Raw genomic sequence first — 24,387 nt, 5'->3', positions numbered from 1 at the left:
CGTTTGACCAGCTCAGGTGGGTTAGGTTGGGTGGACGACCAACTCGGTGTGTCACCGCCGTCGGCGTCCGATGTTGATAGCATGGCGCAACCGAGCCGACCCTTCGAGAGAGTCATCAATGCAGTTCGAAATCGTCGAGCGGGACGAGACCTGGGTGGCCGGTTTGCCGGTCCGCAGTCCCAAGCGCGCACTCGGTGAGCTGCGCGACCGGGATCTCGAAGCCGCGTGGTCGGCGGTCCTCCATCAGGACCTCGGCGGCCCCCTCGCCAGCGCCTACACCGATTACACCGGTGAGTTGAGCACCTACAACACCCAGATCGTCGGGTACCAGTGCGATTCGCTCGACCAGGTGACCCGAGGTCATCTCGCCGCCCGCCTGCCGCGCGGCACCTACGCGCGCTTCTCCTCGGTGGGTAATTTCCCGCAGGTGATGACGGATCTGTGGACCCAGATCGCCTACGCCGAGGAACACAACCAGATCAAGCGCACCTTCACCGGCGATTTCGAGTGCTACCCGCACGCGTACAAGATCGACCTCTACCTGGCGGTCGATCCGCGATGACCTATTCGATCGTGGTGCGCGGCGCCGCACTCTACGGCGGCCTGGCCGTGCCTCGCGTGCATCCCAGCTTCAAGGTCAGCAACAGCGATCTGATCGAGTTCCTCAAGGACCGCCTGCGCGACCGTCCCCACGGCACCGAGCCGCTGCACACCGTCTACGTCCCCGATGCCGCGGGCAACTGGAACGCCCTGGTCGCCCGGGAGTACGCCACGCCCGACGAGGTGCCGGTGGGCGACCTGATGGTGCGCGTCCCCAAGGGCATCTACGCGCGGTTCGCGCCCAACGGCGACTATCACGACCCGGTCGAGGACGTGTGGGCCCAGGTCGACGACGCGACCGCCTCGGCGGAGATCTCGCGCGCCTACGCCGAGGAGATCGAGGTCTGGCACGGCCCGGACACCGTCGAACTCTTCGTCTCCATCACGGTGGATAGCTGAGAAATAGCCGGTTTCGAACCGTTCGGTATCGGTTTTTGCGGCCTCCCTGTGCTCACCCCGTTTGACCTGCGATTATTTCACCTGGCCCAGAAGGTTTCCGGAAAATTAGCCACTCGCCTGGTGGAATCGTGTTCTATGACGGATACTGCACCTGTCGGCATCGGCAGGACGCCGACCGCGCGCGGGCGTGGAGCACTTGAGTAGGAACACGATGGCTGTCGAGTCAACGCGCAACGAGGCGGGTTTGCGGCATATTCACCGACGGGCCGAGTCGGCCGCGGTCACCGGAGCTCGTCGGTCGGCCCCGTAGATGACCGCATTCGACGATTCCGCGGCGCCGTACCGCCCCCTGGTCCTCGATCCGGCCGACGCCGCCGACGCGGCAACCCTGCGGCAGCTGCTGGCCACCGCCTGGATCGAGCACACCGACCTGCGCGAGGGCCTGCGCGCCGAGCTGGACCGCCTGGTCGGACTGCCGCCCGGGATCGACCCGCACGAGGAGCGCTGGGTCTACTACCCGTGGCGGCGCGCGCTGGTGGCCGTCCTCGGACCCGACGCGTTCCGGGCCATCCGCTCCGATCGCAACCGCAACAAGCTCACCCGCGACGAACAGCAGCGACTGGCCGGGCTCGCGGTCGGTGTCGTGGGCCAGAGCGTGGGTCACTCGGTGGCCTACGCGCTGGCGCTGGAGGGCTCGTGCGGGCGGCTGCGGCTGGCCGACTTCGACACCATCGAGCTGTCGAACCTGAACCGGGTGCCCGGTGGGCTCTTCGACGTGGGCGTCAACAAGTCGGTGGTGACCGCGCGCCGCGTCGCCGAACTCGACCCCTACCTGCCGGTCGAGATCTGGCAGGCGGGCGTGCTCGACGAGACCGCCGACGAGTTCCTCGACGGCCTGTCGCTGGTCGTGGAGGAATGCGATTCGCTCGACATCAAGTTCGCGGTGCGCGAGGCCGCCCGCCGCCGTCGTATCCCGCTGCTGATGGAGACCAGCGACCGCGGCCTGTTCGACGTCGAACGCTACGACCTCGAACCCGACCGCGAACCCTTCCACGGCCTGCTCGGCACCACCACCGGCGCCCAACTGCGCGGCCTGGACACCAAGGCCAAGGCCCCGCACGTGCTGCGCATCCTGGACCCGGGCCGGTTGTCGGCGCGAATGGCGGCCAGCCTGGCCGAGATCGGCGAAACCATCACCACCTGGCCGCAACTGGGCAGCGACGTGCAGCTCGGCGCGGCGATCGTCACCGCGGCGGTGCGCCGGATCGGCCTCGGCGCCAAGCTGTCCTCGGGACGCACCCGCGTCGACCTGGAGGCCGCCCTGGACTCCCTCGCCGAACCCGGCTACCTCGACGACGACCCCGTCGACCCGGCGCCCGAACCCGCCGAGGAACAACCACCCGCCGACGCCGTCGCCGCCATCCTGGCCTGCGCCCAGCGCGCCCCCTCGGGCGGCAACGTCCAGCCGTGGCGATTGCGCGGCGACACCGAGCTCATCGAGATCACCCTCGACCCCACCGCCGCCACCGCCATGGACGTGCGCCTGCGCGGCAGCGCCGTGGCCGTCGGCGCCGCGCTGCACAATGCCCGCGTCGCCGCGGCGGCCCACGGGTTGCTGGGCGAGCCGGAGCTGCGCGTCGACGAGTCCGCCGCCCCGCTGGTCGCCCGCCTGCCCCTGCGCGCGGGCCGCGACCCCGACCTGGCCGCCGACTACCCCCTCGCGCTGGCCAGACACACCAACCGCCGCCTCGGCATCGCGCGCGTGCTCTCGGCCACGGTGGTGCCCGCGCTGCGGTCGGCCGCCGCCGCCGAGCAGGCGAGCGTGCACGCCGTCACCTCGGTGGACGCGCTGGCCGAGGCCGCCCAACTGCTGGGCGCCAGCGACCGCGTCCGCTACCTCACCCCGCAACTGCACGACGAGCTCTACGCCGAACTGCGCTGGCCCGGCGAGGATCTGCGCACCGGCATCGACGTGCGCACCCTGGACCCGGCGCCCGACGAACTGGCCAAGCTCCAGGTGGGCAGACGCACCGATGTGATGGACCGGTTGCGCGAATGGTCCGGGGGCACCGCGCTGGGGGAGTTCACCGTCGACCGGGTGCGCGCGAGTTCGGCGCTGATCGCGGTGACGATGCGTCCCCGCGCCGGTGACGAGCCGGATCTGGCCGACTACGCGCGCGCGGGCGCGGCCGTGGAACGGGTGTGGATGCGGGCCCAACTGCTGGGGCTGGCGGTGCAGCCGGTGTCGCCGGTGTTCCTCTACGCCGACCGGCCCGAGGATTTGCGCAGCGTTTCTCCCGAGTTCACAGATACACTTGCGAGCATTCAGAGGCGTTTCCTGGACGTGCTGGGAATCCCTGAAGATGAGAACGTGGCATTGGTTCTTCGTCTGAGCTACGCCGCGCCTGCGAGCGTTCGCAGTCGACGGTTGCCGGTGCCCGGCAGTAGGAACGACGGATAGCGCGGATCGGAGACAACGTGCCTCGGCAAACGCTCGACTCACTGGTGACCCAGGTCGCCTCCGAGTTGATGGGTGTCGACGCCACGACGATGGTGGCGGCGAGCGAGCGGGTCCTCGCCTCCCTGGTGGAGCACTTCGACGTCGACTTCAGCTATCTGCGCCACACCGACCGCGCCCGCCGCGCGACCGTGCTGGTCGCCGAGTGGCCGCGGCGCCTGGACGTGCCCGACCCCGACCCGCTGCGCGTGGTCGAGTTCGAACACGCCGACTCGGTGTTCCGCGCCCTCGAATTCGCCGTCGAGCCGCTGATCGTGCGCCCCGGCAACGACAGCGCCGACTACCAGGAGACGATCCGTCAGGGTTCGGGCATCCCCGAGGTCGCCATGGCCTGCGTGCCGCTGGTCTCGCGCGGGGAGTCCACCGGCGTGCTCGGCTTCGTGAAGATGGGCGACCGGGCCTGGTCGCAGCGCGAGCTCAACGTGCTCAAGGCCATCTCGGCGCTGTTCGCCCAGTTACAGGCCCGCGTGGTAGCCGAGGAGAAACTGCGCTACATCGCCCTGCACGACGACCTGACCGGCCTGGCCAACCGCCGCGCCCTGCTCGAATACATGGAAGACCGGCTGCACCCGGACAATCCGGGCCCCGTCGCCACCTTCTTCCTCGACCTCGACCGGCTCAAGGCCCTCAACGACTTCCTCGGCCACAGCGCGGGCGACAACTTCATCCGCACCCTCGCGCGGCGCCTCAAACAGAACCTCGAGCCCGGTGACATGATCGCCCGGCTCGGCGGCGACGAGTTCGTGATCGTCCCCGCCGCGCCCATGGACGCCGTCGCCGCCGAGCTCGAGGCCACCCGCATCCAGCAGCTGATCGGCCGCCGCGTCTCGGTCGGCCAGGAATCGGTGAGCCGGGGCGTGAGTGTCGGTGTCGCGGTGGGCATTCCGGGGGAGACCTCGGTCTCGGACGTGCTGCGCCGCGCCGACCACGCGCTGCTGTCGGCCAAGTCCGGCGGCGGCAACGGCGTCGCGGTGTTCACCGACGCCATGCGCGCGCAGTTCGAACTCCAGGACGACGTCGAGCTCAACCTGCGCAGCGCGGTCTCCGACGGCTCGCTGGTGCTGCACTACCAGCCCGAGGTCGACCTGCGCACCGGTCGGATCGTGGCCCTGGAAGCCCTGGTGCGCTGGCAGCACCCCACCCGCGGCCTGCTGCCGCCGGGCGCGTTCGTCTCCGTCGCCGAGGCCACCAACCTGGCCGGTGAACTGGGCCGGTGGGTGATCCGTTCGGCCTGTTCGCAATTCGCCGACTGGCGTAGGCGCGGGCTGGCCGCCAATGTCGTCATCCGGATCAATGTGTCGCCGGTGCAGCTGGTCAGCGCCGATTTCGTGGAGCGCATCGAGGACATCCTGCGCCTGTTCGGCATCGACGGCAGCTCGGTGTGCCTGGAGATCACCGAACACGTCGTCGTGCAGGATCTCGTGCGCACCCGGCTCACCCTGCGCGGCCTCAAGCGCATGGGCGTGCAGATCGCCATCGACGATTTCGGCACCGGCTACAGCTCGCTGTCGCACCTCAAGGCCCTGCCGGTGGACGCGGTGAAGATCGACCGCGGCTTCGTGCAGCGCCTCGGCGACAGCAACGACGACCTGGCCATCGTGAAGTCGATCATCGGCCTGGCCGGGTCCTTCGGCCTCGGCGTGGTCGGCGAGGGCGTCGAGACGCCGATGGCCGCGCGCACGCTGGTCGGCCTGGGTTGCTATCGCGCCCAGGGCTTCCTGATCGCCCGCCCCATGCCCGCCGAGGACGTCGAGGCGCAGCTGCGCGAGGGCCGCATCCCCCTCGACCTCGACCTACCCCGCGCGGGACGCGGCGTGGCGCCGAGCTGACGGCGGCGATGTCGGGCGACGGCTGGTTACTCGTGGAGACCCTCACCGAGGATCTCACCCCCACCCTGGTCGCCACGGATTCGCAAGCAAGACAATGGATTCCGGCTCCGCGCTGGCCACGCGTGCTCGGACCGGGCGCGGCTCGGCTGGTGCTCGACGCGGTGCGACGCGGCCGCGCGGGCGAGTCCGGGCAGCGCGTCGTCGGCGACACCCTGGTGGTGACCGAGCCCGTGCGCTGCGCGTTCGGCGGCATCCACGGCGTCCAGGTCTGGCTCGGCCCCGCCGACGCGCCGGTGCGCGCACGGCGCCGGGTCGCCGCCTGGGACTGGGAGGGCGAGAGCGAACTCGCCTACCACGGACCGGGTTTGGAGGAACTCGTCTTCGCCCGCGACCCCGACCACGTCGAGGTCATCCGCACCCCACCCGACGCCTTCGGTCGGATGGTGCGCTTCGACGGCCGGGTCGAATATTTCGCCGTGGCCACCGCGTTCGAACAGGGCGGTCACTGGCAGGGCGAGGTCGACATGGCGGGCGACGACGAGGGCGTGCGCCGCTTCCAGATGATCACTCGCACCCGTCCGCGCCTGCGCCGCGTCAGCGCGCTCATGCACGCCATCCCCGAACGCGACGCCGACGCGGCCGCGGTCGACCCCGACGTCCTCATGCTGCGCGCGGTCTCCCAGCGCACCGGCGTCGGCGTCGGCCTCATCCTGCTCTCCAACGCCGTCATCTACGAATGGGCGGGCGAACCCCCACCACCCCTGGACCGCTGGGCCGTCGAACGCCCCACCATCGCCCCCGCCGACCACGCCGCCCTGCGCGCCGCCTGCGCCGAGGTGGCCCGCACCCCCGGCACCCCCCGCCGCCTCACCCTCCACCTCCGCTTCGCCGAATCCGACTGGATCCGCGCCCACGCCGAAGTCCTCACCATCACCACCGGCACCACCGGCCACGGCCTCCTCCGCGTCTGGACCGACGCCGATCAGCCGGTCTCGTAACCGTTTCCGTGACCGCCCGGCTGTCGGGGGAACCGGTGCTACCGTGATCCGCGAAGTCCGACAAGGGAAAACGGGGGGTCATGACGACACTAGGGGCAGACGAGTCCGCGGCACTCGGCCAGGCACTGACGGTGGCGCAGGTGCTGGCCTGGGAACCGGCCACGCTGGCCACCCGGGCGAACACGTGGTCGACCCAGGCCGCCCAGCTCACCGCTTTCGACGACAGCATGTATCGCGCGGTCGACGCCGGGCGCGACTTCTGGACCGGCAGCGCGGCGGACGCCATGCGCACCGTCCACGACGAAACCCGCACCAAGGCGAAGACATTCATCACCTCGTTGCAAGACGGCGCCGCCGCCGCCCAAGCGGGCGCGGGGACGCTCGACGCGGCCAAGACCGCTGTCACGAACGCGGTGAAGTCCGCCGAGGCCAAAGGTTACGAGGTCGGTGCTGACGGCACCACCACGATCTCCGCGAGCACGCACCAGACGCTGCTGTCACAGTTGCCCGACGCGTCCTCGTACACGGTGGCGGCGGGTGCCCTCCAGGTGGACGCGGACGCGTCGACCACCGCCGTGAAGCAGGCCCTGGAGAACGCGCGCACGGCGGCGTCCTCGGTGCAGGCCGCGATCGAGAAGGCGTTCGTCGACCTGCCCGCCGGTGATTCCAGCACTTTCCTGGCGGCGAGCCCGAAGAACATCTCGGATCCCGACATCCAGGCGCCAGGGCAGACATCGGCCGCTCAGCGGGAGATCGACGCCAAATACGACTACTACAAAGCGCTGATCGAAAGAAACGGTGGCACTGTCGATTCGAGTCAGAAGAACCTGCTCGCGATTCGCAAGGAGACCAATACCGCGGCCAACGGCGGCGACGGCGTGTACGACGACAAAGCCGTGCTCATCTGGACCGACGAGCACGGGAACAAGCGCGTCAGCGAGTACCGGGCGAACACCGATCCGACCACGCGCTATATCGACAACGAACACGAAACCCGGGACGTGAACGGGGACGGAAAGCGGGAACTGGGACGGCTGCCCGAAGGCTCCTACCAATACGGGCACAACTGGTTCAAGAACAAGCACGATACGGTAGGTGACGGCAACGTCTTCAAAATGGACGACGGCACCCGAGTCGACGCCGAGTACGACACGAACCACGACGGATTGTTCAACGACAATGCCCGGGGTGAAGGTGGCGACACCATGTATTGGCATTGTGGCCGGGAAGACGACGTCGCGAGTGCGGGTTGCCAGACGATGCCGCCGGGCGACTGGGCCCGTTTCACCTCAGATATGGGCGTATCGGTGACCGACAAGTACTCCGGCCAGCAGGTGCCGCTGCGCTACACGTTGGTGAACGAGAACCCCGCGAAGGGCAATAGGGAGTATCAGAATCTTGACGGAACGGTCTGAGCGTCGCAGGTCTCCACTGCCGACGGCGTGGAAGGCGGTGATGGTTGTCGCGGTTGTCGCGACCTTCCTGTGCTGCGCTTGGCGTCTGTGGATGAGTGTGCCGGTGTTCGACGACGATGAGGTCGTGCTCTTCGTCGCTCCCGTGCTCGCCGTTCCGGTGCTGGTGTGGTTGGTCTTGGTGATCGTCGCCGGGGCGAAGAAATACGCGAAGTGGTGGCGTTGGGGGCTGCTGGTTCCGGTGTTCATCATCGCCACGATCGTGTTGTCGGGGTTATATGTACCGGGCCGGATCGGTTGGCTGATGACGCGCGGTGAGATGGATCGGGCGGCCGCTCAGTGCGCCGTGCTGGAAAGCGGACGCTTCGGTGTTCCGTACAGGAGCGAAACTATCGGCAATTACGAGTTCCACCATATTATCGGTGGTCCCCGTGGGGACTGTAAGTTCTCTCTGGCGAGGTACTACCCCGGTGCCACCAGCGGGTTCATGTACCTTCCGGATGGCCGAACCCCCACCAGCACAATCGACACCAGGTATGTCCCTCTCGGTGGCTATTGGTACTACTTCAGGTGACAGTCACAGCAACGAACCATATCGAGCACCCAAGGGTGCCGGTGTCGTAACCATCCCTGCCCGGCTCCCCGCTCCCTGACCCCGATTCGCGACCTCGGCCAACACCGGTAGCCCCACGCCCGATTCGGCGTGTGGCGGGTTGGACCCGGGTCGAAGGTGTGCACTCCCGAACCGACCAGGTGCGTACGTGCGAGGCGTACGACGATGGTTCTCGCAGGAGGCTGGGTGTCAGGGTTGTGTGTCCCTCGGTCGGGCTCTCCGATAACGACCGGCAGGAGCGGCCACGCCTGGACACGACACAGTCAGCTCGTCACGCGGGGCAGACCTCACCCCGAGGACGACGATGGCCCGACGCCATGAGGCATCGAGCCGTTGCATGTAGGATTTCATCCCACGGTGCGAACAGCTGCTGACTGTTTCGTACCCAGGCCGTTCGGTGAGCGCCAACTCGCCGGGCGGCCGTTCTTGTTTGTGTGACGCTACACACGTCGGCCGACGTGAGCAACTGGCGATTTGCTCGCCAGGCCAGGCACTTTCGGGGAAATCGGGCATTTCGGGACCAGTCGAGGTGGTGCCGGTTTTCCGGGCGGGTGAGCGGGGAAGGGCTCAATCCATCCACCCAGTCTTGCTCGGCGCGCGTGATAGCGTTTGGTGGCGGATCGCCAGGGGGAAGTGCGTGCGGCCTATTGATCGACCGAGGGGGACTCGATGACGGCGGATGGTCCGGAACTTTCGCTCGGCGGCGCGCCAGCTCCACTGATTCAGCTCGGTGGCAACGCCGCCGGTGTCGCCGCCGCCGCGGCTCAGCAGAAGATGTCTACCGCGCAGTCTCGCGCGAACGCTACCGACCAGGCTCTGCTGGCCAAGAACGCGGGTCTAGACGCGAACTTTGTCGCCACCCAAGAGAACTTCGGCGCGTACTCCCACGCTGACATCTATCAGCACGCCCAAGCCCTGAACGTCGAAGGGCTGCGCACCGCCCACAGTTTGTGGTCGGCCGAGTGCACGCGGTTGTCCGATCTCTCGCAGTCGTTGCAGTTCTCGCTGCTCGGGTTGATGAACCAGGGGCAGTGGCAAGGCCGGAGTGGCGATGCGGCGCGCGCGGCCGTCGCGGCACTCGGTGCGGCGACGCGGCAGATCGGTGAGGTGTTCTCCACGGTGTCGGATCGGCTCGACGCGGCGGCGTGGGCAGCTGAAGCCACGCGGCTCGCGGTGCCTCCGCCGACATCATCGACGGGAGTCTCACTCGATCCCGACGATCCGACGTCGATGATCATTCCCGGTCTCGTCAATCCGGAGACGGCGACGACAGATCAGGATGCGCGAGCGGCAGCAGAGAACACCGCACGGGTCACGATGAGCACGATCTACGCGCCGTCCTTCCCGACCACCGGTGATTCGGTCCCCGCCTTCAGTGAGGCGCCCCGCTTCGGGGAAGGCGGCACACCGGTGAATCCCCAGGGCACGCAGGGCATCCCGGCTTCGGACACTGATTCAGGAGGCACGAAGAGATCCGACGAACCCTCGAATCAAACGCCGGACCCCGAGGACTCACCGACCACGAACCCCGCCGACAATACGAGTACCGAGGACTCCCCGAGCGATACCGCCGACACGGCAGATGACGGCTCGACCTCGACCGACGACTCGTCTCCGTCCGAACAAGACGAGTCGACAACACCCGCGAGCACCACACCGAGCGGGACCCAGACCGGCCAACCCGGCGCACAGTCAGGGCTCCCGCAGACGACAGGCGCACCAGGTTCCGCCGGATCACCGGGCGGCACCGGCTCGCCCGCGGTCGGCGGTCAGTTGGGTGTCCAGCCGACGCCGGGAAGGCCGAATCCGGTTCCCAATACCGAACCGAGGACTGTGCTGGGCGGGTCGCCCGGTTCTGCTCGCGCCGCCGGGACGTCGACAGGCATGGGCCCCATGGCGGGCAGAGGCGCAAGCGCACGACAAGGAGACGACGACCAGGGAGAACACCGGGCGCCGGAGTACTTGCGGGGAGTTCACCCCGACTGGCTGGCCGGAACCGAGGCGCCGACCGGAGTACTGGGTGCGGATGCCGAGTCGGCGGCACCTGTAGCAGAGCATTCGGCGCCCGCCCGACCTCAGCTCCCGGTTCAATCGACGCCGGTTCGTCCGACGCGGACCGAACCCGAGTTCATACCACCCGTCTCACCGACGGCTCCGGTGGTCCGGGAAGATATCGCCGCGGTACCGGCCCATCCAACAGCGCCGAGCGAGTCCGCACCAGCGCAATCCGAACCCGCGCTGTCGGCGGAGATCGCCAGTCTCCTTGCCCAGCACGGCCTTCCCGGATCGGCGCAGACGCACACCCCATCGGGAGAAACCCGGTGACCGAGCACCTGACCTGGACGCTGACCCCGGACGAGTTCGCCGCACTCTGGCATCGCGAAACCCGCCTCGACGCCTTCGACTATCCTCGGCCGCTCACAATCCGCGAGACATTCATGACGCGTGCCGAGCAGCAGCGCTTCATCGCCGACGCGCTGTCCACCCGATTTCCACCGGGGCGTGATCAAGGGCTGTCGGCAGCGTTCACAGTGCTGGCGGGCGCGGATACCCGGCTTCGCTGCTCGGCCCGATTCGCCGGTGGACTCGACGTCCGGGCACAGGGCGCGGCGCTGGACGCGATCGGAGTCATAGTGCACCAGTACACGACGGCAACCGAGCCGTCGACACCTGTCGGTATTACGCTGACCCGACGCGCGGACGTGCCGTCGCGGTTGTCCGCCCTACTGCCACCGACGCCCTCAGGCGCGGCGGGACCGATGCTGGGCTTCACGCCGCGCGTACGTGGGGAGCAGCCGCCAGCACGGTGGGGAGTCACGCCGGACGGGAGACCACCGATCGAGGAGCAGATCCGAAGCCTGGTACTTCGGCGCCGTTCCGGTGAGGGGCACTTCGCTATCTCCCGACCGCTCGGTGGCGGCCGGGCGTTTTCCAATCGCTACGTCAGTTTCATCGACGTCGACGCGGGACGGCTGTCGAGCGGGCGATATCTGATCACGGTCGATGAGAACGACACTCGTGTGGTGCCGGTGTCACCGACCACGCTTTCCCGTGAACTGATCGCCTTGACCCGGGATCCTTCCATGTCCGACGAGAGGAGCCTCGGTGGCTGAAGAGATCAACTATGGACAGGCGGAGATCGGTGGATTCGTCCAGCGTTCCGGTACTGGCGAATTCAGCTTCGAGCCTGATGAGGCACGAGCGGCGGTGCGTGAAATAGATGCCTTCATCAAAGGTCTGAGTGCGTCTCGCCTGTCGATCAGAAACGGCGAAACGGTCACCGGATTCGGTACCCTCCCCTCAGGTATCGAGCTTCAGGAAGGTTTCAGAAATAAGGCAAATTCCGCTGGAAACGCGATCAACCAACTGATTCAGGGGGCGATGCAGGTCCAGGAAGGGTTTCTCAGATCAGCCGGTCTGCTCGAAGACGCCGACGATCTGAGCGCCCGGCGAATCGCACTAGCGGACCGTGCGACGGAGGATGGACAGTGACAGGGAATGCGCGTCGTCTGACGCTTGTGGCACTGACGCTGGCACTGATGCCGACTGCATGTTCGTTGCAGTCCGACGATGGCGACGGCGGTCCAGCCGACACCACATCGGTGACGCCCACGCGATCCTTCGCAGCACCTGTCGGCGACCCGCCTCAACAGGGTCGAGGTACGCCGACACCCGTCCGGTGGGATCCCTGCTCCGAGATCTCCGACCCAGTGATATCCGCCATCGAATTCGCGCCGGAAACTCGCGAGCGTTCCGATGCCGTCAACTACGACTACGCGTTCATCGGCTGCAAGTTCGAGCGCCGCGAAGACGTGCGCGGTCAGACGCTCGGCACTGCGGGCATGTACCTCCAATCAGCGAACATCAGCCTGCAACAGATACGGGATCGTGAGGACGAAGAGGAATTCACGGCCAATGGCAGGGCGGGCATCATGTTTCGAGACACAATAGCGGATGGTTGTGTCGTGGCGTTTCCCGGTCCTGACGGAATCGTTCAAATCATGGTCGGAAGCTACTCGGCTCTTACCGAATGGGATGCATGCGACCATATCGGCGCGATCGCCGAAACCATCGAACCCCACGTCCCGCAGTAGCGAAGGCCGACACCGATATGACGAACTCATTGGACCCGCTTCCGCAGAAGACCTCGAACCTGGTATCCGCGCTCACCGCAACGCGATCCACCGCGACCGCCGCCGATGGTTTGATCCAGGTCCGCGCGGGCGCGGATGGCGAGATCAATGTCCAGATCGATGACAAGCTGCTCGTGCTCGGCGGGGCTGGGCTCAGCAAACTGATCAACGAGCTCGCCGCGCACGCGTTACGCACCGCACGGGCCAACGCACGAACCGCGCTGGCCGAGTTCCGATCTGATCCGCGAGTCGCCGGAGCTGTGGCAGACACCATCGACGCGATGAATGGTCCGCTGCCTGAGCATCCACCACACTATCGATCCGGCGATGGGCTCGAGCGCCAGTCGGGAGAGCAACGACACGTCCGGGACGAGTACCCTGATCGAAACACCTGGGGGAGGTAGATCATCATGGGCAGTGGTCTTGCTGATTCGCTGGATATCAACGCCGATGACGCACTCGCGCTCGCACGAGCGATGCGTGGTTACGCTGCCGAAATCGCTTACGGCACAGTGGCACCGAGCAATTTCGGATCGGCCGCAAACGCTGTCCGTTTCGGCTTCGCCGACTTCCGGCTGGCCGATGTATGCGCGGCCAAGTCCACCGAGACCGCCTCGGCGAACAGCGCTTTGAGCGACGCGCTGCAAGCGATCGGTGACAACACCGTCAAATGCGTGGACGCCTTCCATCACACCGACCATGCCACCGAACTCCAGATCGACAACCTGTCCACCTGGAAGACCGGATCGTGACCGGCCCGGCGACGAAATCCCAGGCTTACGCCATCCAGCCCGGTGCATTGGAAGCGCAGCTCAGTGAGTGGCGCTCATTACACGACCGCTTGGTCGCGAATCTCGATCTGGCACAGCGTGACTACGCCGGATCGACCAGCTACTGGGTGGGCAATGCCGGTGATCGCGCGCGCGAGACGACAACAACCACAGTCACCGAAGGCCGCAAGATCACCGCCGCCCTCGACAGCGCGATCACAGCGGGATCTAGCGGCCAGGCCAGCATCGCCGCGGACAAGTCGACCGCCACCGCGGCGATCGACCTCGCCGAGAAGGACAAGTTCACCGTCGCCGAAGACGGCACCGTCACCGCGCCCGATGCCCGGCTGTCACTACCGGACGCGGACCTCGACGACATCACCGCGGCACAGGCCGCCCTCGACGCGACAGCGAAGAACGTCTACGAGTCACCGATCAAAGCCGCGCTGCTCAGCCTGGGGCAGACAATCGAGAACACCACAGTCGCGATCGAGAAGGCGTTCGAGAATGTCGGCGCCATCAAGCCGGTCGCCCAGTCCATCGAGGTCAGCCTCGGCGAACGCAGTCAACAGGTGCAAGACATCCTCGACGGGAAGACGGGCCTTCCCACAGACGCCGAGGAGTTCCACGAGCTGTGGTCCACACTGTCCGACGAGGACAAGGACGCACTCTGGAATCAGGACCACTACCTGGGTAATCGCGACGGTATGCCCGCCGAAGATCGCGACCATTACAACCGGCTTCTGCTCACCGAGCAACTCACTGCCGCGCAGACCGCGAGGGATGAGGCGAAGGAGATCGCCGGTGACAAACACGAGCAGTGGCTGAAATACACCGGCGCTTCGGTGGAGGACGACCAGTGGTTGAAGCAGGAGCCTGGCTACGCCGAGTGGAAGTCGAAAATGGAGGAGTCGCGGCATCTGGAGGATCTTGTCGGCACTTCCAATGCACTCGAGCCGCAGGCCGAAGACGGTGAACCACGGCTGCTGTTAGGCATGGATGATAAGTCTGGCGAGCGAGTGCGGGCGATCGTCGCAGATGGAAATCCGGACACGGCCTCCCACGTGACCACTTATGTACCGGGGACCGGCTCGCAGCCCTCCAAGCTTGACGGCGACATGGATCGAGTAGACCGCATGAGCGATCAGGCGGAGGACTCCGGCGCATCGAATCCGGTGACGATCGCGTGGATGGGATATGACGCACCGCCAGAGCTCGGCGACGCTACGCAGCGCGACTATGCCGAGGCGGGGGCACCAGCGTTGAATGCTTTCCAGGACGGTCTGCGGGTCACGCACGAAGGTGAATCGTCTCGCAATACGGTGCTCGGACATAGTTACGGCACAACGGTTGTCGGTCTGTCGGCGGCCGAGGGGCGCACACTTGACGCTGATACCGTCGTCATGGTGGCGAGCCCGGGCGCTGGCGTCGATACGGCGCGCGATCTTAGTCTGACTGGTGTTCCGGACGGCCAGCAGTACACGCACGTGTTCTCCACTCGGGCAGAGAATGATCCGACACCTCTGTACGAGAATCTGCCGGGGGTGGTTCCGGGGCTCGACCGGCACGGCGAGGACCCGACTGAGTCCGAGTTCGGTGGCCAAGTCTTCACATCGGACCCAGGAACGAGCACGCCCGTCCTGGGTTACAGCTTCCCCTCGCACAGCGAGTACTGGGACCTCGGCAACACGTCGTTGGTCAACATGGGACACATCATCGCGGGGAATCTTGGTGAGGTGACGTACGAGTGAGAGCAGTGTGGTTATCGGTACCGATCGTGGTTTCCGTGCTACTGGCCGTAGGAGGTTGTGGATCGATGTCAGAAGGCCCTCGCGTGGACGAGTCGATTACGGCAATCGATGCACAGTTCAAGATCCGTGCTCATATGTCGGAGGTACTCGCGGAACTTCCTGCGGGGACGGGACTTTCGAAGCAGCCCGACAATCCGGATCTCGCCACAAAAAAGCATCGCGCCCCGATCGCGAATCCGTGTTGGTCGGGAAATACTCAGTCGAGCGGTCCCCGGTACTTGAGCATCGGGTACTGGATCATCAGACTCCCACCTGGTTCGACAGCCGAGTACTTCGAGCGGATACCCGCCATCTGGCAGAGCAAAGGCTGGGAAACGGAAACTCGAGGGCGGACTGTGGTGAAAGCCAAGATTCCGGATGGTTTCGGGTTGCAGCTCCAGGATGCGGGCAAGGGTGACGGCTCCCTCAGCCTCACCGGGTTCTCTCCGTGCGTGTCAGAGGAGATGATCGACGCGATGGAGAACGACCCGTTCACCATCGAACACCCTTGACCGGCGCTGAACAGGAACGCGCAGCGCTCGAGCGGAAGTTGTCCCCAAGTCCGTCAAGTGACAATCACCCACACACCGGTCGGGTCGGGCAGTTCAGTTGGACATCGAGAACCCGTGCACCAGGCCCCTCGGCGCCGAGGTGGTCTTGTTCGTTGACCAATTTGCACGACCCCAGGGACAGGCAACCACAGCCGATGCAGCCGGTGAGGTTGTCGCGGAGGCGGGTGAGTTGGGTGATGCGGTCGTCGAGGTCTTCGCGCCAGGTGGTGGACAGGGTTTCCCAGTCGCGGCGGGTGGGGGTGCGGCCTTCGGGGAGGCGGTCCAGGGCGGAGCGGATCTCACTGAGCGGGATGCCGACGCGCTGGGAGATGCGGATGAAGGCGACGCGGCGCAGCGTTTCCCGAGCGTAGCGGCGTTGATTGCCACTGGTTCGACGACTCGATATGAGACCTTCACGTTCGTAGAAGTGCAACGCGGACACTGCAACTCCACTACGATCGGAAAGCTGCCCGGGGGTCAGCTCCTTCGTTTGCCAATCGGCCGTCGTCATTCCTGCTCCTCCCACTTCACCTCAACAATACTTGAGGTCTTCGTCGCGTGTACGAAAACGGCAGGACTCGGCCCGGCCTGCGGGTCTTCCGTGCCGACCCGCGCGGTTCGGATTACCGTTTGCGCATGGGAACCACGCCCGACACGCGCCTGGCCGTCACCTCCGAGGTCGGCACGCTGCGCACGGTGCTGCTGCACCGGCCCGGTGACGAACTGCGCAGGCTCACCCCGAGCAACAACGATCAGCTGCTCTTCGACGGCATCCCGTGGGTCGAGCGCGCCCAGGCCGAGCACGACGCGTTCGCCGCCGTGCTGCGCGAGCGCGGCGTCGAAGTGCTGCTGCTGGCCGACCTGCTCGCCGAGACCCTCGCCGTGAGCGGGGCCGCGCGCATCCAGGGCATCTCCGCGGCCGTCGACGCGCGCAGACTCGGGCACGGCCTGGCCGATCAACTCGCCGCCGAACTGCGCAAGGTGGACGCCCGCGAACTCGCCGACATCCTGATGGCGGGCATGACCTTCGACGAACTGCCGTTCGGGCCCGACACCACCTCGCTGGTGCGGCGCATGCACCACGGCGCCGACTTCGTCATCGATCCGCTACCGAATCTGCTGTTCACTCGCGATTCCTCGTTCTGGATCGGGCCCAAGGTGGCGATCACCTCGCTGGCGCTGCCCGCCCGCATCCGCGAGACCTCGATCACCGATCTGGTCTACGCCTTCCACCCGCGATTCCTCGGCGTGCGCCGCGCCTACGAATCGCACACCGCGCCGATCGAGGGCGGCGATGTGCTGCTGCTCGCGCCGGGCGTCGTGGCGGTGGGGGTGGGCGAGCGCACGTCCCCGGCGGGCGCGGAAGCGTTGGCGCGCAGCCTCTTCGACGATGATCTAGCCCACACCGTGCTGGTGGTGCCGATCGCGCAGAACCGCGCCACCATGCACCTGGACACCGTGTGCACGATGGTCGACACCGACGCGGTGGTGATGTATCCGGGCGTGCGGGACAGCCTGCGCGCGTTCACGATCCGGCGCGAGGACGGGTTCGCCGCGCGCACCGAACTGGACCGGATCAGCATCAGCGGACCGGAACCGTTCCTGCCCGCGGCGGCGGCCGCCATGGGCATTCCGAAACTGCGGGTGATCGACACGGGGCGTGACGGGGTCACCGCCGAGCGGGAACAATGGGACGACGGCAACAACACGCTGGCGCTGGCGCCGGGCGTGGTGGTCGCCTACGAGCGCAACGAGATGACCAATTCGCGCCTGGCCGATGCCGGGATCGAGGTGCTCACCATCTCCGGTTCGGAGCTGGGGTCCGGGCGCGGTGGTCCGCGCTGCATGTCCTGCCCGCTGTCCAGAGACGAGGTCTGAGCGCGTGTTCCACGTCGAGCTGTCCACCGAATCCAGCCAGCCGCCCTACGAGCAGCTGCGCATGGCGGTGATCGAACAGGTCCGCGCGGGCACCCTCACCGCGGGCACCAAGATCCCGACCGTGCGCGCCCTGGCCGCCGATCTGGGCATCGCCCCCAACACCGTCGCCCGCGCCTACCGCGAACTCGAAGCCGACGGCGTCCTCGAAACCCGCGGCCGCCAGGGCTCTTTCATCGCCTCCTCCGGCGACCCCACCCGCGACATCGCGGGCCGCGCGGCCGTCGAATACATCGCCACCATCCGCCGCCTCGGCCTCCCCGACACCGACGCCGTCGACTTCGTGCGCCGGGCCCTGGACTGAGCGACGTCAGTCGTAGTGGTGTCGGCAGGAGAGCACCCGGATCACCTCGTCGTCGACGCGATACACCAACCGGTGCTCCTGGGTGATCCGGCGCGACCACCATCCCGCCAGGTTGTGCCGCAAGGGTTCCGGCTTGCCCATGCCGTCCGCCTGCCCGTTGACGCTGATGTCGTCGAACAGCCGGTTGATCTTGCGGGCGGCTGCCCGATCGTTGGCGACGGTCCACTCGTAGTCGGCCCATGCCTCGTCGGCGAAATCCAGCTTCATGCGACGCCGGGGGCGTCGGCATCGTCGTTGTCCTCGGGGACGTCGATGCGCTCGCGCGGTGTGAAGCCGCCCGCCGTGTACTGCTCGAGCCCGCGCTGCAGATGCCGGGCATTGGCGGGAGTTCCGAGCAGATGCGCCGTCTCCTTCAGCGCCTCGTACTCGCGCAGCGACACGACGACCGCGGGCTCGTGCCCCGCGCGAGTGACCACTACCTCTTCGAGGTCGTCGGTCGCGGTGTCGAGCACCTTGGCCAACGTCGCTCGTGCTTCGGTGTAGCTGATCTGCCGCATGGAAACACTGTACAGGGAGTCTGTACGGAAAATCAGCGCCAGCTGGGGAGCCAGAGGTGGTCTTGCCAGCTGGTGGGGCTGATGGGTTGGGCGGTGAGGATGGGCCAGAGCCAGACGAAGTTGGCGATGACCAGGGCCAGGTAGATGCTGGCGATGAGCAGGCCCAGGGCGTAGCGCTCGTTGACGGGGGCGGGGAGATAGGTACCGGTGGGGCTGCGGGGGAGACCGGCGGGGCGGGCGGAGCCGAGGATGTCGCCGAGGATCATGGCCACTCCCATGGCCAGGAACGGGGCGAGGACCACGGCGTAGAAGAAGTACATCTGGCGGTCCAGGGTGAGGAACCAGGGCAGCAGACCCGCGCCATAACCGACCAGGACCGCCGCGTAACGCCAGTCGCGGCGCACGACCGTGCGCCAGATCATCCAACCCAGCGCGGGCAGCGCCAGCCACCACAGCGCGGGCGTGCCCACCGCCATCACGGCCTTCACGCACTGGGTCTCACCGCAGCCGGAGACCGAACCGTCGGCGTAGTAGTAGAGCATCGGGCGCAGGCCCATCGGCCAGGTCCACGGCTTGGATTCCCAGGGGTGGTGATTGCCCGAGGAATTGGTGAGTTCGGTGTGGAATTCCAGGGTGCGGGCGCTGTAGTACCAGAGCGAGCGCAGTGCGTCGGGGGCCACGTGTGACCAGAAACCGCCGGTGCCGATCGGGTCCTTGGTGGAGGAGGGATTGTCGACGGAGTAGCGGTAGACGCTGGACTCGTTGGCGAACCAGGCCCAGTAGGTGGCCAGGTAGGTCACCAGCGGGACGGCGACCAGCGCGTAGAGCGCGGGTCCGATGTCACGGACCGCGGTGCCGAGCCAGGGCTTGCGCACGCCGTAGGCGCGCCGGGCGCTCACATCGAAGGCCACACACATCAGGCCGAAGAACATGATGAAGTACATGCCCGACCACTTGGTGCCGCAGGCCAGGCCGAGCAGCACGCCAGCGCCGAATCGCCACCAGCGCACGCCCAGTCGCGGTCCCCAATCCGAGAGCCCGACCCGTCCGGCCAGATCGGCCGCGGCCATCCGTTGTCGTACCTCGTCGCGGTCGACGATCAGACAGCCGAACGCGGCCGTCACCAGCAGCGCCATGAAGATGTCGAGCATGCCGATGCGGGAGGAGACGAAGGTCAGGCCGTCGGCGATGAGCAGGATTCCGGCGAACGCGCCGATCAGCGTCGAGCGCGACATGCGCCGCACGATCCGGATCACCAGCAGCACCAGGATGGTGCCCGCCAGCGCCGCGGTGCCGCGCCAGCCCCACGCGTTGTAGCCGAAGATCGCCTCGCTGATCGCGATGAACTGCTTGCCGACCGGCGGATGCACCACCAGGCCGTAGGCGGGGTTGTCCTCCACGCCGCCCCCGGTGACCATCTGCCAGGCCTGCGGCGCGTAGTGCTTCTCGTCGAAGACGGGGGTGCGCGCGTCGGTGGGGTAGTTGAGGTTGGCGAAACGGGTGATCGCGGCGATCAGGGTGAGCGTGAGCGTGACCGCCCAGCCGCGCGCGGTGTCGAGCGGACCGAAGTCCGGCGCGGGGCGCAGCGGTCCGGGAGCGACCACCCCGGGCACGGGTCGCGACGAGGGCATCGCGCGTGGTTCGGTCACCGGGATCACGCCCCGATCGTAGGCGGTGCGCCCGTCGAAGTCCGATTCGACACCGTCGCCCCGTGGCCGCGCACAGGCCGGGACCGGCCCGATACCCACGCCTGACAGAATGGACCGACCCCGATCGAGCCGGGCGAGACTACGGAGAGGCGGGACGCCAACTGTGCTGGTCCTAGCGGCTACCCCGATGGGCGATATCGGCGACGCGTCCCAGCGCCTGCGCGACGCGCTCGGCACGGCCGACGTGGTCGCCGCCGAGGACACCCGCCGTACCCGATCGCTGGCCAAGGCGCTGGGCGTGGAGATCACCGGCCGGGTCGTCAGTTTCTACGATCACGTCGAGACCGCGCGCATCCCCGCCCTGCTCGACGACATCGCCAGCGGACTCACCGTGCTGCTGGTCACCGACGCGGGCATGCCCTCGGTGAGCGACCCGGGTTACCGGCTCGTCGCCGCCGCCGTGGAACGCGAACTGCCGGTCACCTGTCTGCCCGGGCCGTCGGCGGTGACCACCGCGCTGGCGCTGTCGGGGCTGCCGGTGGAGCGTTTCTGCTTCGACGGCTTCGCCCCGCGCAAGAGCGGCCAGCGTCGGGAGTGGTTGCGCACCTTGGCCGCCGAGCAGCGCGCCTGCGTGTTCTTCGAAGCACCGCACCGGTTGGCCGACTGCCTGGCCGACGCCGTCGCCGTGCTCGGCCCCGACCGCCGCGCCGCCGTGTGCCGTGAGCTCACCAAGACCTACGAGGAGGTCGTGCGCGGCACCCTCGCCGAACTCGCCGCCTGGTCGGTCGAGGGCGCCCGCGGCGAGATCACCGTCGTGCTGGCCGGTGCCCAGCCCACCACCGCCGACCCCGCCGACCTGGTCACCGAGGTGGAAACCCTCGTCGCGAGCGGCATGCGTCTCAAGGACGCCTGCGCCGAGGTCTCCGCGGGCCGCGGCGCCTCCCGCAAGGACCTCTACGAAGCCGTCCTCGCCGCCCGCTCCGCCGACTGAACTTCTTCGGCGGCACGCGGCCGGGCGGTGAGGCATCATCGCGGTATGACCTCTCTGGATGCGAAAGCGAAGACTCTGCTCGAACTGCATCGGCCGGGTGATCCGGTGGTGCTGCCGACGGTGTGGGACGCGTGGTCGGCGAATGTGGCTGTGACGGCCGGTTTTTCGGGGTTGACGATGGGAAGTCACCCGGTGGCCGACTCGGTGGGGCGCAGTGATGGGGAGGGGATGAGTTTCGAGGAGCTGCTGGCGCGGGTCGCGCAGGTGACCGGGGCGGTGGAGGTTCCGGTGTCGGTGGACGTCGAGTCGGGGTACGGGCTCGAGCCCGCCGCGATCGTCGAGGGGCTGCTCGGGGCGGGGGCCGTGGGCCTCAATGTCGAGGACACCGTGCACAGCGAGGGCAAGCGGCTGCGTTCGCCCGAGGAGCACGCCGCGTACGTGGGCGGGCTGCGCGCGGCGGCCGACGCGGCGGGTGTGCACCTGGTGGTCAACGCGCGCACCGACCTGTTCCTGCGTCAGGACGGCGACGAGGCCGACCGGGTGGACCGCGCCATCGCGCGGCTGCGGCTGGCCGCCGAGGCGGGCGCCGACGTGCTGTACCCGGTGGGCTGGCACAGCGACGAGGTGCTGCTGCGGCTCACCGGTGAGCTGCCGCTGCCGGTCAATGTGGTGACCAAGCCGGAGAATCCGGGTAAGGAACACTTCGCCTCGCTCGGCGTCGCGCGGATCAGCTTCGGGCCGCTGCTGCAGGCGGCGCTGGGTGCCGAGGCGTCGCGGCTGCTCGCCGCCTGGACCTGAGCCAACCCGGAGATACGACAACGGCGCGCGGCGAGATGCCGCGCGCCGTTGTCGTCGTCCGGACTATTCCTTGGGTTCGACGTAGCGCGGGAACACCGGCTCCGGCGCGGGCAGCGCGGTTCCGGGCGCCAGCGGCGTGGCGATATCGGCGAAGACGCGACCCTCCTGGCCGAGCAGATCCAGGATCTTGGCCGCCGAGCCCGGCATCACCGGCTGCACCAGGATCGCCACGATCCGCACCACCTCGAGGGTGACGTAGAGGACCGTCGCCATCCGCGCCAGATCCTCCTCGGTGCCCGACTTGCGCAGGGCCCAGGGCGCGTTGGCGGAGAAGTAGCGGTTGGTCTCGCCGAGGGTCAGCCAGATCGCCTCGAGCGCCAGGTGCATCTGCTGGACGTCGAACTCGGCGCGGCAGCGCTCGAGCAGGGCGCCCGCGCGGTCGAGCAGGGCTTGGTCGTCGGCGGTGAACTCGCCCGGCGTCGGCACCTGGGCCTCGCAGTTCTTGTTGACCATGGTCAGGCTGCGTTGCACCAGGTTGCCGAACTCGTTGGCCAGGTCGGCGTTGATCCGGCCCGCGATGGCGTCGTTGCTGTAGCTGCCGTCCTGACCGTAGGAGATCTCGCGCAGCAGGAAGAAGCGTACCTGGTCCAGGCCGTAGGTCGACACCAGGCCGAGCGGGTCGACGACATTGCCCGTCGACTTCGACATCTTCTCGCCCTTGTTGTACAGGAACCCGTGCACGAACACCCGGTCCGGCAGCGCGATCCCGGCCGACATCAGGAACGCGGGCCAGTACACCGTGTGGAAGCGGGTGATGTCCTTGCCGATGATGTGCACGTTGGCGGGCCAGTACTTCTGGAAACTCGCCGACTCGGTGTCGGGGAAGCCGACGCCGGTCAGGTAGTTGGTGAGCGCGTCGACCCACACGTACATCACGTGGTCGGGCTGGCTCGGCACCGGCACGCCCCAGTCGAAGGTGGTGCGCGAGATCGACAGATCCTTCAGCCCGGCCTTGACGTAGCTGACGATCTCGTTGCGCCGCGTAGCGGGCGCGATGAACTCGGGCCGCTCCTCGTAGAGCGCGAGCAGCTTGTCCTGGTACTCGGAGAGCTTGAAGAAGTAGTTCGACTCCTCGGTCCAGGTGAGCGGGGTCTGCGTCTCGGTCGAGACGCGGGTGCCGTCGTCGAGGAGGGTGGTCTCCTCCTCGGTGTAGAACGCCTCGTCGCGGACGGAGTACCAGCCGGAGTAGTTGCCCAGGTAGATGTCGCCATTGGCGAGCATCCGCTGCCAGATGGCGATGCTGGCGGCCTTGTGGTCCTCGTCGGTGGTGCGGATGAAGCGGTCGAAGGAGATGTCGAGCGCCTTGTCCATCGCCTCGAAGACATCGGAGTTGCGGGCCGCCAGTTCCTGCACCGGGATGCCCTCGGTGGCGGCGGTCTGCTGCATCTTCTGGCCGTGCTCGTCGGTGCCCGTCATGAAGAAGACGTCGTAGCCGTCGAGTCGCTTGAACCGGGCCAGCGCGTCGGTCGAGATGTACTCGTACGCGTGTCCGATGTGCGGCGCACCGTTGGGGTACGCGATGGCCGTGGTGATGTAGAAGGCGGGCGCCTCGGCGCCTTCAGATGCGCTCATGATGCGAACTACTGTAATCCGCGTGGCAAACCAAAATCGTCCGGCTCCGCCTCCTCCGCCGCCGCTCGCGCCGCTGATCGACGCGCACACCCACCTCGACGCCTGCGGTGCGACCGATGCCGTGTCCACCACGGCGATCGTGGATCGCGCCGCCGCGGTGGGCGTGGGGCACGTGGTGACCGTGGCCGATGATCTGGCCGCGGCGCAGTGGGCCGTGCGGGCCGCGCAGTGGGACCCGCGGGTCTGCGCGGCCGTCGCGCTGCATCCGACCAGGGCGAACGCGCTCGACGACAAGGCCAAGGCCGAGTTGGAGCACCTGGCCACCGACCCGCGCGTGGTCGCCGTCGGCGAGACCGGCCTGGACTACTACTGGCCCGGCAAGCTCGACGGGTGCGCCGACATCGAGACCCAGATCGAGGGCTTCCGCTGGCACATCGACCTGGCCAAACGGGTCCGCAAGCCGCTGATGATCCACAACCGTGAGGCCGATCACGACCTGCTCACCGTGCTGCTCGACGAGGGCGCGCCCGACACTGTGATCTTCCACTGCTTCTCCTCCGACGCCACCATGGCCGAGGCGTGTGTGGCCGAGGGCTACGTGCTCAGCTTCTCCGGGACGGTCAGTTTCAAGAACGCGCACGAGTTGCGCGAGGCGGCGAAGCTGGTGCCCGACGACCAGATCCTGGTGGAGACCGACGCGCCCTATCTCACCCCGCATCCGTATCGCGGGGCGCCCAACGAGTCGTACTGCCTGCCCTACACCGTGCGCGCGCTGGCCGAGGTCCGCGAGCAGGACCCGCACGAGCTCGCCGAGATCACCACCGCCAACGCCCGCAGGCTCTACCGGATCCGGTGACCCCGGTAGGGGACTGGACAGCAAACGTGATACGCGTCACATTTGCGTGTCT

At 67.5% G+C, this 24,387-nt stretch carries 25 protein-coding genes; 20 read left to right on the top strand and 5 right to left on the bottom strand.

Features of this window, described 5'->3' with window-relative positions; translation table 11 throughout:
* The first annotated feature begins 118 nt into the window (after positions 1-118).
* The 15 genes from QC180_RS04675 to QC180_RS04605 all read left to right on the top strand — a co-directional run bounded on the left by QC180_RS04675 (position 119) and on the right by QC180_RS04605 (position 15,574).
* A complete protein-coding gene (locus QC180_RS04675) occupies positions 119-562 on the top strand; it encodes a GyrI-like domain-containing protein (RefSeq protein ID WP_189025953.1) in 444 nt (147 codons plus the stop codon).
* Positions 559-999, top strand: a complete 441-nt coding sequence (locus QC180_RS04670; protein ID WP_278261344.1) for an AraC family transcriptional regulator — start codon at positions 559-561, stop codon at positions 997-999. The genes QC180_RS04675 and QC180_RS04670 overlap by 4 nt, the downstream gene beginning before the upstream one ends.
* A 310-nt stretch (positions 1,000-1,309) precedes the next feature.
* Positions 1,310-3,460: an Rv1355c family protein gene (locus QC180_RS04665; protein ID WP_278261343.1), complete on the top strand. Its 2,151-nt coding sequence runs from the start codon at positions 1,310-1,312 to the stop codon at positions 3,458-3,460.
* A 68-nt stretch (positions 3,461-3,528) separates the two neighbouring features.
* The gene (locus tag QC180_RS04660) at positions 3,529-5,346 is read left to right on the top strand and encodes a putative bifunctional diguanylate cyclase/phosphodiesterase (RefSeq protein ID WP_278261887.1); all 1,818 of its coding nucleotides are present in this window, start codon (positions 3,529-3,531) and stop codon (positions 5,344-5,346) included.
* A gap of 8 nt (positions 5,347-5,354) precedes the next feature.
* Positions 5,355-6,344, top strand: a complete 990-nt coding sequence (locus QC180_RS04655; protein WP_278261342.1) for a GAF domain-containing protein — start codon at positions 5,355-5,357, stop codon at positions 6,342-6,344.
* Between the two features lie 131 nt (positions 6,345-6,475).
* Entirely contained in the window at positions 6,476-7,759 is a 1,284-nt protein-coding gene (locus tag QC180_RS04650) for a WXG100 family type VII secretion target (protein ID WP_278261341.1), read from the top strand.
* A 40-nt stretch (positions 7,760-7,799) separates the two neighbouring features.
* A complete protein-coding gene (locus QC180_RS04645; protein WP_278261340.1) occupies positions 7,800-8,330 on the top strand; it encodes a hypothetical protein in 531 nt (176 codons plus the stop codon).
* 708 nt (positions 8,331-9,038) lie between these two features.
* Positions 9,039-10,694: a hypothetical protein gene (locus tag QC180_RS04640; RefSeq protein ID WP_278261339.1), complete on the top strand. Its 1,656-nt coding sequence runs from the start codon at positions 9,039-9,041 to the stop codon at positions 10,692-10,694.
* Complete coding sequence (locus QC180_RS04635) at positions 10,691-11,482, top strand: ESX secretion-associated protein EspG (protein WP_278261338.1); 792 nt, start codon at positions 10,691-10,693, stop codon at positions 11,480-11,482. The genes QC180_RS04640 and QC180_RS04635 overlap by 4 nt, the downstream gene beginning before the upstream one ends.
* The gene (locus tag QC180_RS04630) at positions 11,475-11,861 is read left to right on the top strand and encodes a hypothetical protein (RefSeq protein ID WP_278261337.1); all 387 of its coding nucleotides are present in this window, start codon (positions 11,475-11,477) and stop codon (positions 11,859-11,861) included. Before QC180_RS04635 ends, QC180_RS04630 begins: the two co-directional genes overlap by 8 nt.
* Positions 11,858-12,463, top strand: a complete 606-nt coding sequence (locus tag QC180_RS04625) for a DUF3558 family protein (RefSeq protein WP_278261336.1) — start codon at positions 11,858-11,860, stop codon at positions 12,461-12,463. The genes QC180_RS04630 and QC180_RS04625 overlap by 4 nt, the downstream gene beginning before the upstream one ends.
* Before the next feature lie 17 nt (positions 12,464-12,480).
* On the top strand, positions 12,481-12,906 hold the full coding sequence (locus tag QC180_RS04620; RefSeq protein WP_278261335.1) for a YbaB/EbfC family nucleoid-associated protein: 426 nt from the start codon (positions 12,481-12,483) through the stop codon (positions 12,904-12,906).
* A gap of 6 nt (positions 12,907-12,912) precedes the next feature.
* Positions 12,913-13,254 carry a hypothetical protein gene (locus QC180_RS04615; protein ID WP_278261334.1) on the top strand — a complete coding sequence of 114 codons (342 nt, stop codon included), beginning with the start codon at positions 12,913-12,915 and terminating at the stop codon, positions 13,252-13,254.
* Entirely contained in the window at positions 13,251-15,023 is a 1,773-nt protein-coding gene (locus QC180_RS04610) for an alpha/beta hydrolase (RefSeq protein WP_278261333.1), read from the top strand. Before QC180_RS04615 ends, QC180_RS04610 begins: the two co-directional genes overlap by 4 nt.
* 83 nt (positions 15,024-15,106) lie before the next feature.
* Complete coding sequence (locus QC180_RS04605) at positions 15,107-15,574, top strand: hypothetical protein (RefSeq protein WP_278261332.1); 468 nt, start codon at positions 15,107-15,109, stop codon at positions 15,572-15,574.
* Between the two features lie 64 nt (positions 15,575-15,638).
* Here the strand turns inward: QC180_RS04605 and soxR are convergent, their stop codons facing one another.
* Positions 15,639-16,124: a redox-sensitive transcriptional activator SoxR gene (gene soxR, locus QC180_RS04600; RefSeq protein WP_278261331.1), complete on the bottom strand. Its 486-nt coding sequence runs from the start codon at positions 16,122-16,124 to the stop codon at positions 15,639-15,641.
* A gap of 125 nt (positions 16,125-16,249) precedes the next feature.
* Here soxR and arcA point away from each other — a divergent pair, with 125 nt between their 5' ends.
* Positions 16,250-17,491 (top strand): arginine deiminase, encoded by a 1,242-nt coding sequence (arcA, locus tag QC180_RS04595; protein WP_278261330.1) that lies wholly within the window; start codon positions 16,250-16,252, stop codon positions 17,489-17,491.
* A gap of 4 nt (positions 17,492-17,495) precedes the next feature.
* Complete coding sequence (locus QC180_RS04590) at positions 17,496-17,852, top strand: GntR family transcriptional regulator (protein ID WP_278261329.1); 357 nt, start codon at positions 17,496-17,498, stop codon at positions 17,850-17,852.
* Positions 17,853-17,858: 6 nt separating this feature from the next.
* On the opposite strand, the gene QC180_RS04585 is transcribed toward QC180_RS04590, so the two are convergent.
* Genes QC180_RS04585 through QC180_RS04575 form a run of 3 tightly spaced genes read right to left on the bottom strand, consistent with a single transcriptional unit; the run spans position 17,859 to position 20,040 of the window.
* Positions 17,859-18,119, bottom strand: a complete 261-nt coding sequence (locus tag QC180_RS04585) for a Txe/YoeB family addiction module toxin (protein WP_278261328.1) — start codon at positions 18,117-18,119, stop codon at positions 17,859-17,861.
* Positions 18,116-18,409 carry a type II toxin-antitoxin system Phd/YefM family antitoxin gene (locus QC180_RS04580; protein ID WP_278261327.1) on the bottom strand — a complete coding sequence of 98 codons (294 nt, stop codon included), beginning with the start codon at positions 18,407-18,409 and terminating at the stop codon, positions 18,116-18,118. The genes QC180_RS04585 and QC180_RS04580 overlap by 4 nt, the downstream gene beginning before the upstream one ends.
* Before the next feature lie 32 nt (positions 18,410-18,441).
* Positions 18,442-20,040 (bottom strand): dolichyl-phosphate-mannose--protein mannosyltransferase, encoded by a 1,599-nt coding sequence (locus QC180_RS04575; protein WP_278261886.1) that lies wholly within the window; start codon positions 20,038-20,040, stop codon positions 18,442-18,444.
* Positions 20,041-20,167: 127 nt separating this feature from the next.
* Between QC180_RS04575 and rsmI the strand changes: the two genes are divergently transcribed.
* Together rsmI and QC180_RS04565 are read left to right on the top strand one after the other, a co-directional pair.
* The gene (rsmI, locus tag QC180_RS04570) at positions 20,168-21,049 is read left to right on the top strand and encodes a 16S rRNA (cytidine(1402)-2'-O)-methyltransferase (protein WP_278261326.1); all 882 of its coding nucleotides are present in this window, start codon (positions 20,168-20,170) and stop codon (positions 21,047-21,049) included.
* 45 nt (positions 21,050-21,094) lie between these two features.
* The gene (locus QC180_RS04565; RefSeq protein WP_278261325.1) at positions 21,095-21,847 is read left to right on the top strand and encodes an isocitrate lyase/PEP mutase family protein; all 753 of its coding nucleotides are present in this window, start codon (positions 21,095-21,097) and stop codon (positions 21,845-21,847) included.
* Between the two features lie 63 nt (positions 21,848-21,910).
* Here the strand turns inward: QC180_RS04565 and metG are convergent, their stop codons facing one another.
* Positions 21,911-23,479 (bottom strand): methionine--tRNA ligase, encoded by a 1,569-nt coding sequence (gene metG / locus QC180_RS04560; RefSeq protein ID WP_278261324.1) that lies wholly within the window; start codon positions 23,477-23,479, stop codon positions 21,911-21,913.
* Between the two features lies 1 nt (position 23,480).
* On the opposite strand from metG, the gene QC180_RS04555 reads away from it, so the two are divergent.
* Entirely contained in the window at positions 23,481-24,335 is an 855-nt protein-coding gene (locus QC180_RS04555; RefSeq protein ID WP_474646397.1) for a TatD family hydrolase, read from the top strand.
* The last annotated feature ends 52 nt before the right edge of the window (positions 24,336-24,387 follow it).

It is taken from the genome of Nocardia anocheti (assembly GCF_029675105.1).
Taxonomy (GTDB): domain Bacteria; phylum Actinomycetota; class Actinomycetes; order Mycobacteriales; family Mycobacteriaceae; genus Nocardia.
Note: the sequence above shows the minus strand (reverse complement) of the source record. Positions and strands in the feature narration are given on the sequence as shown.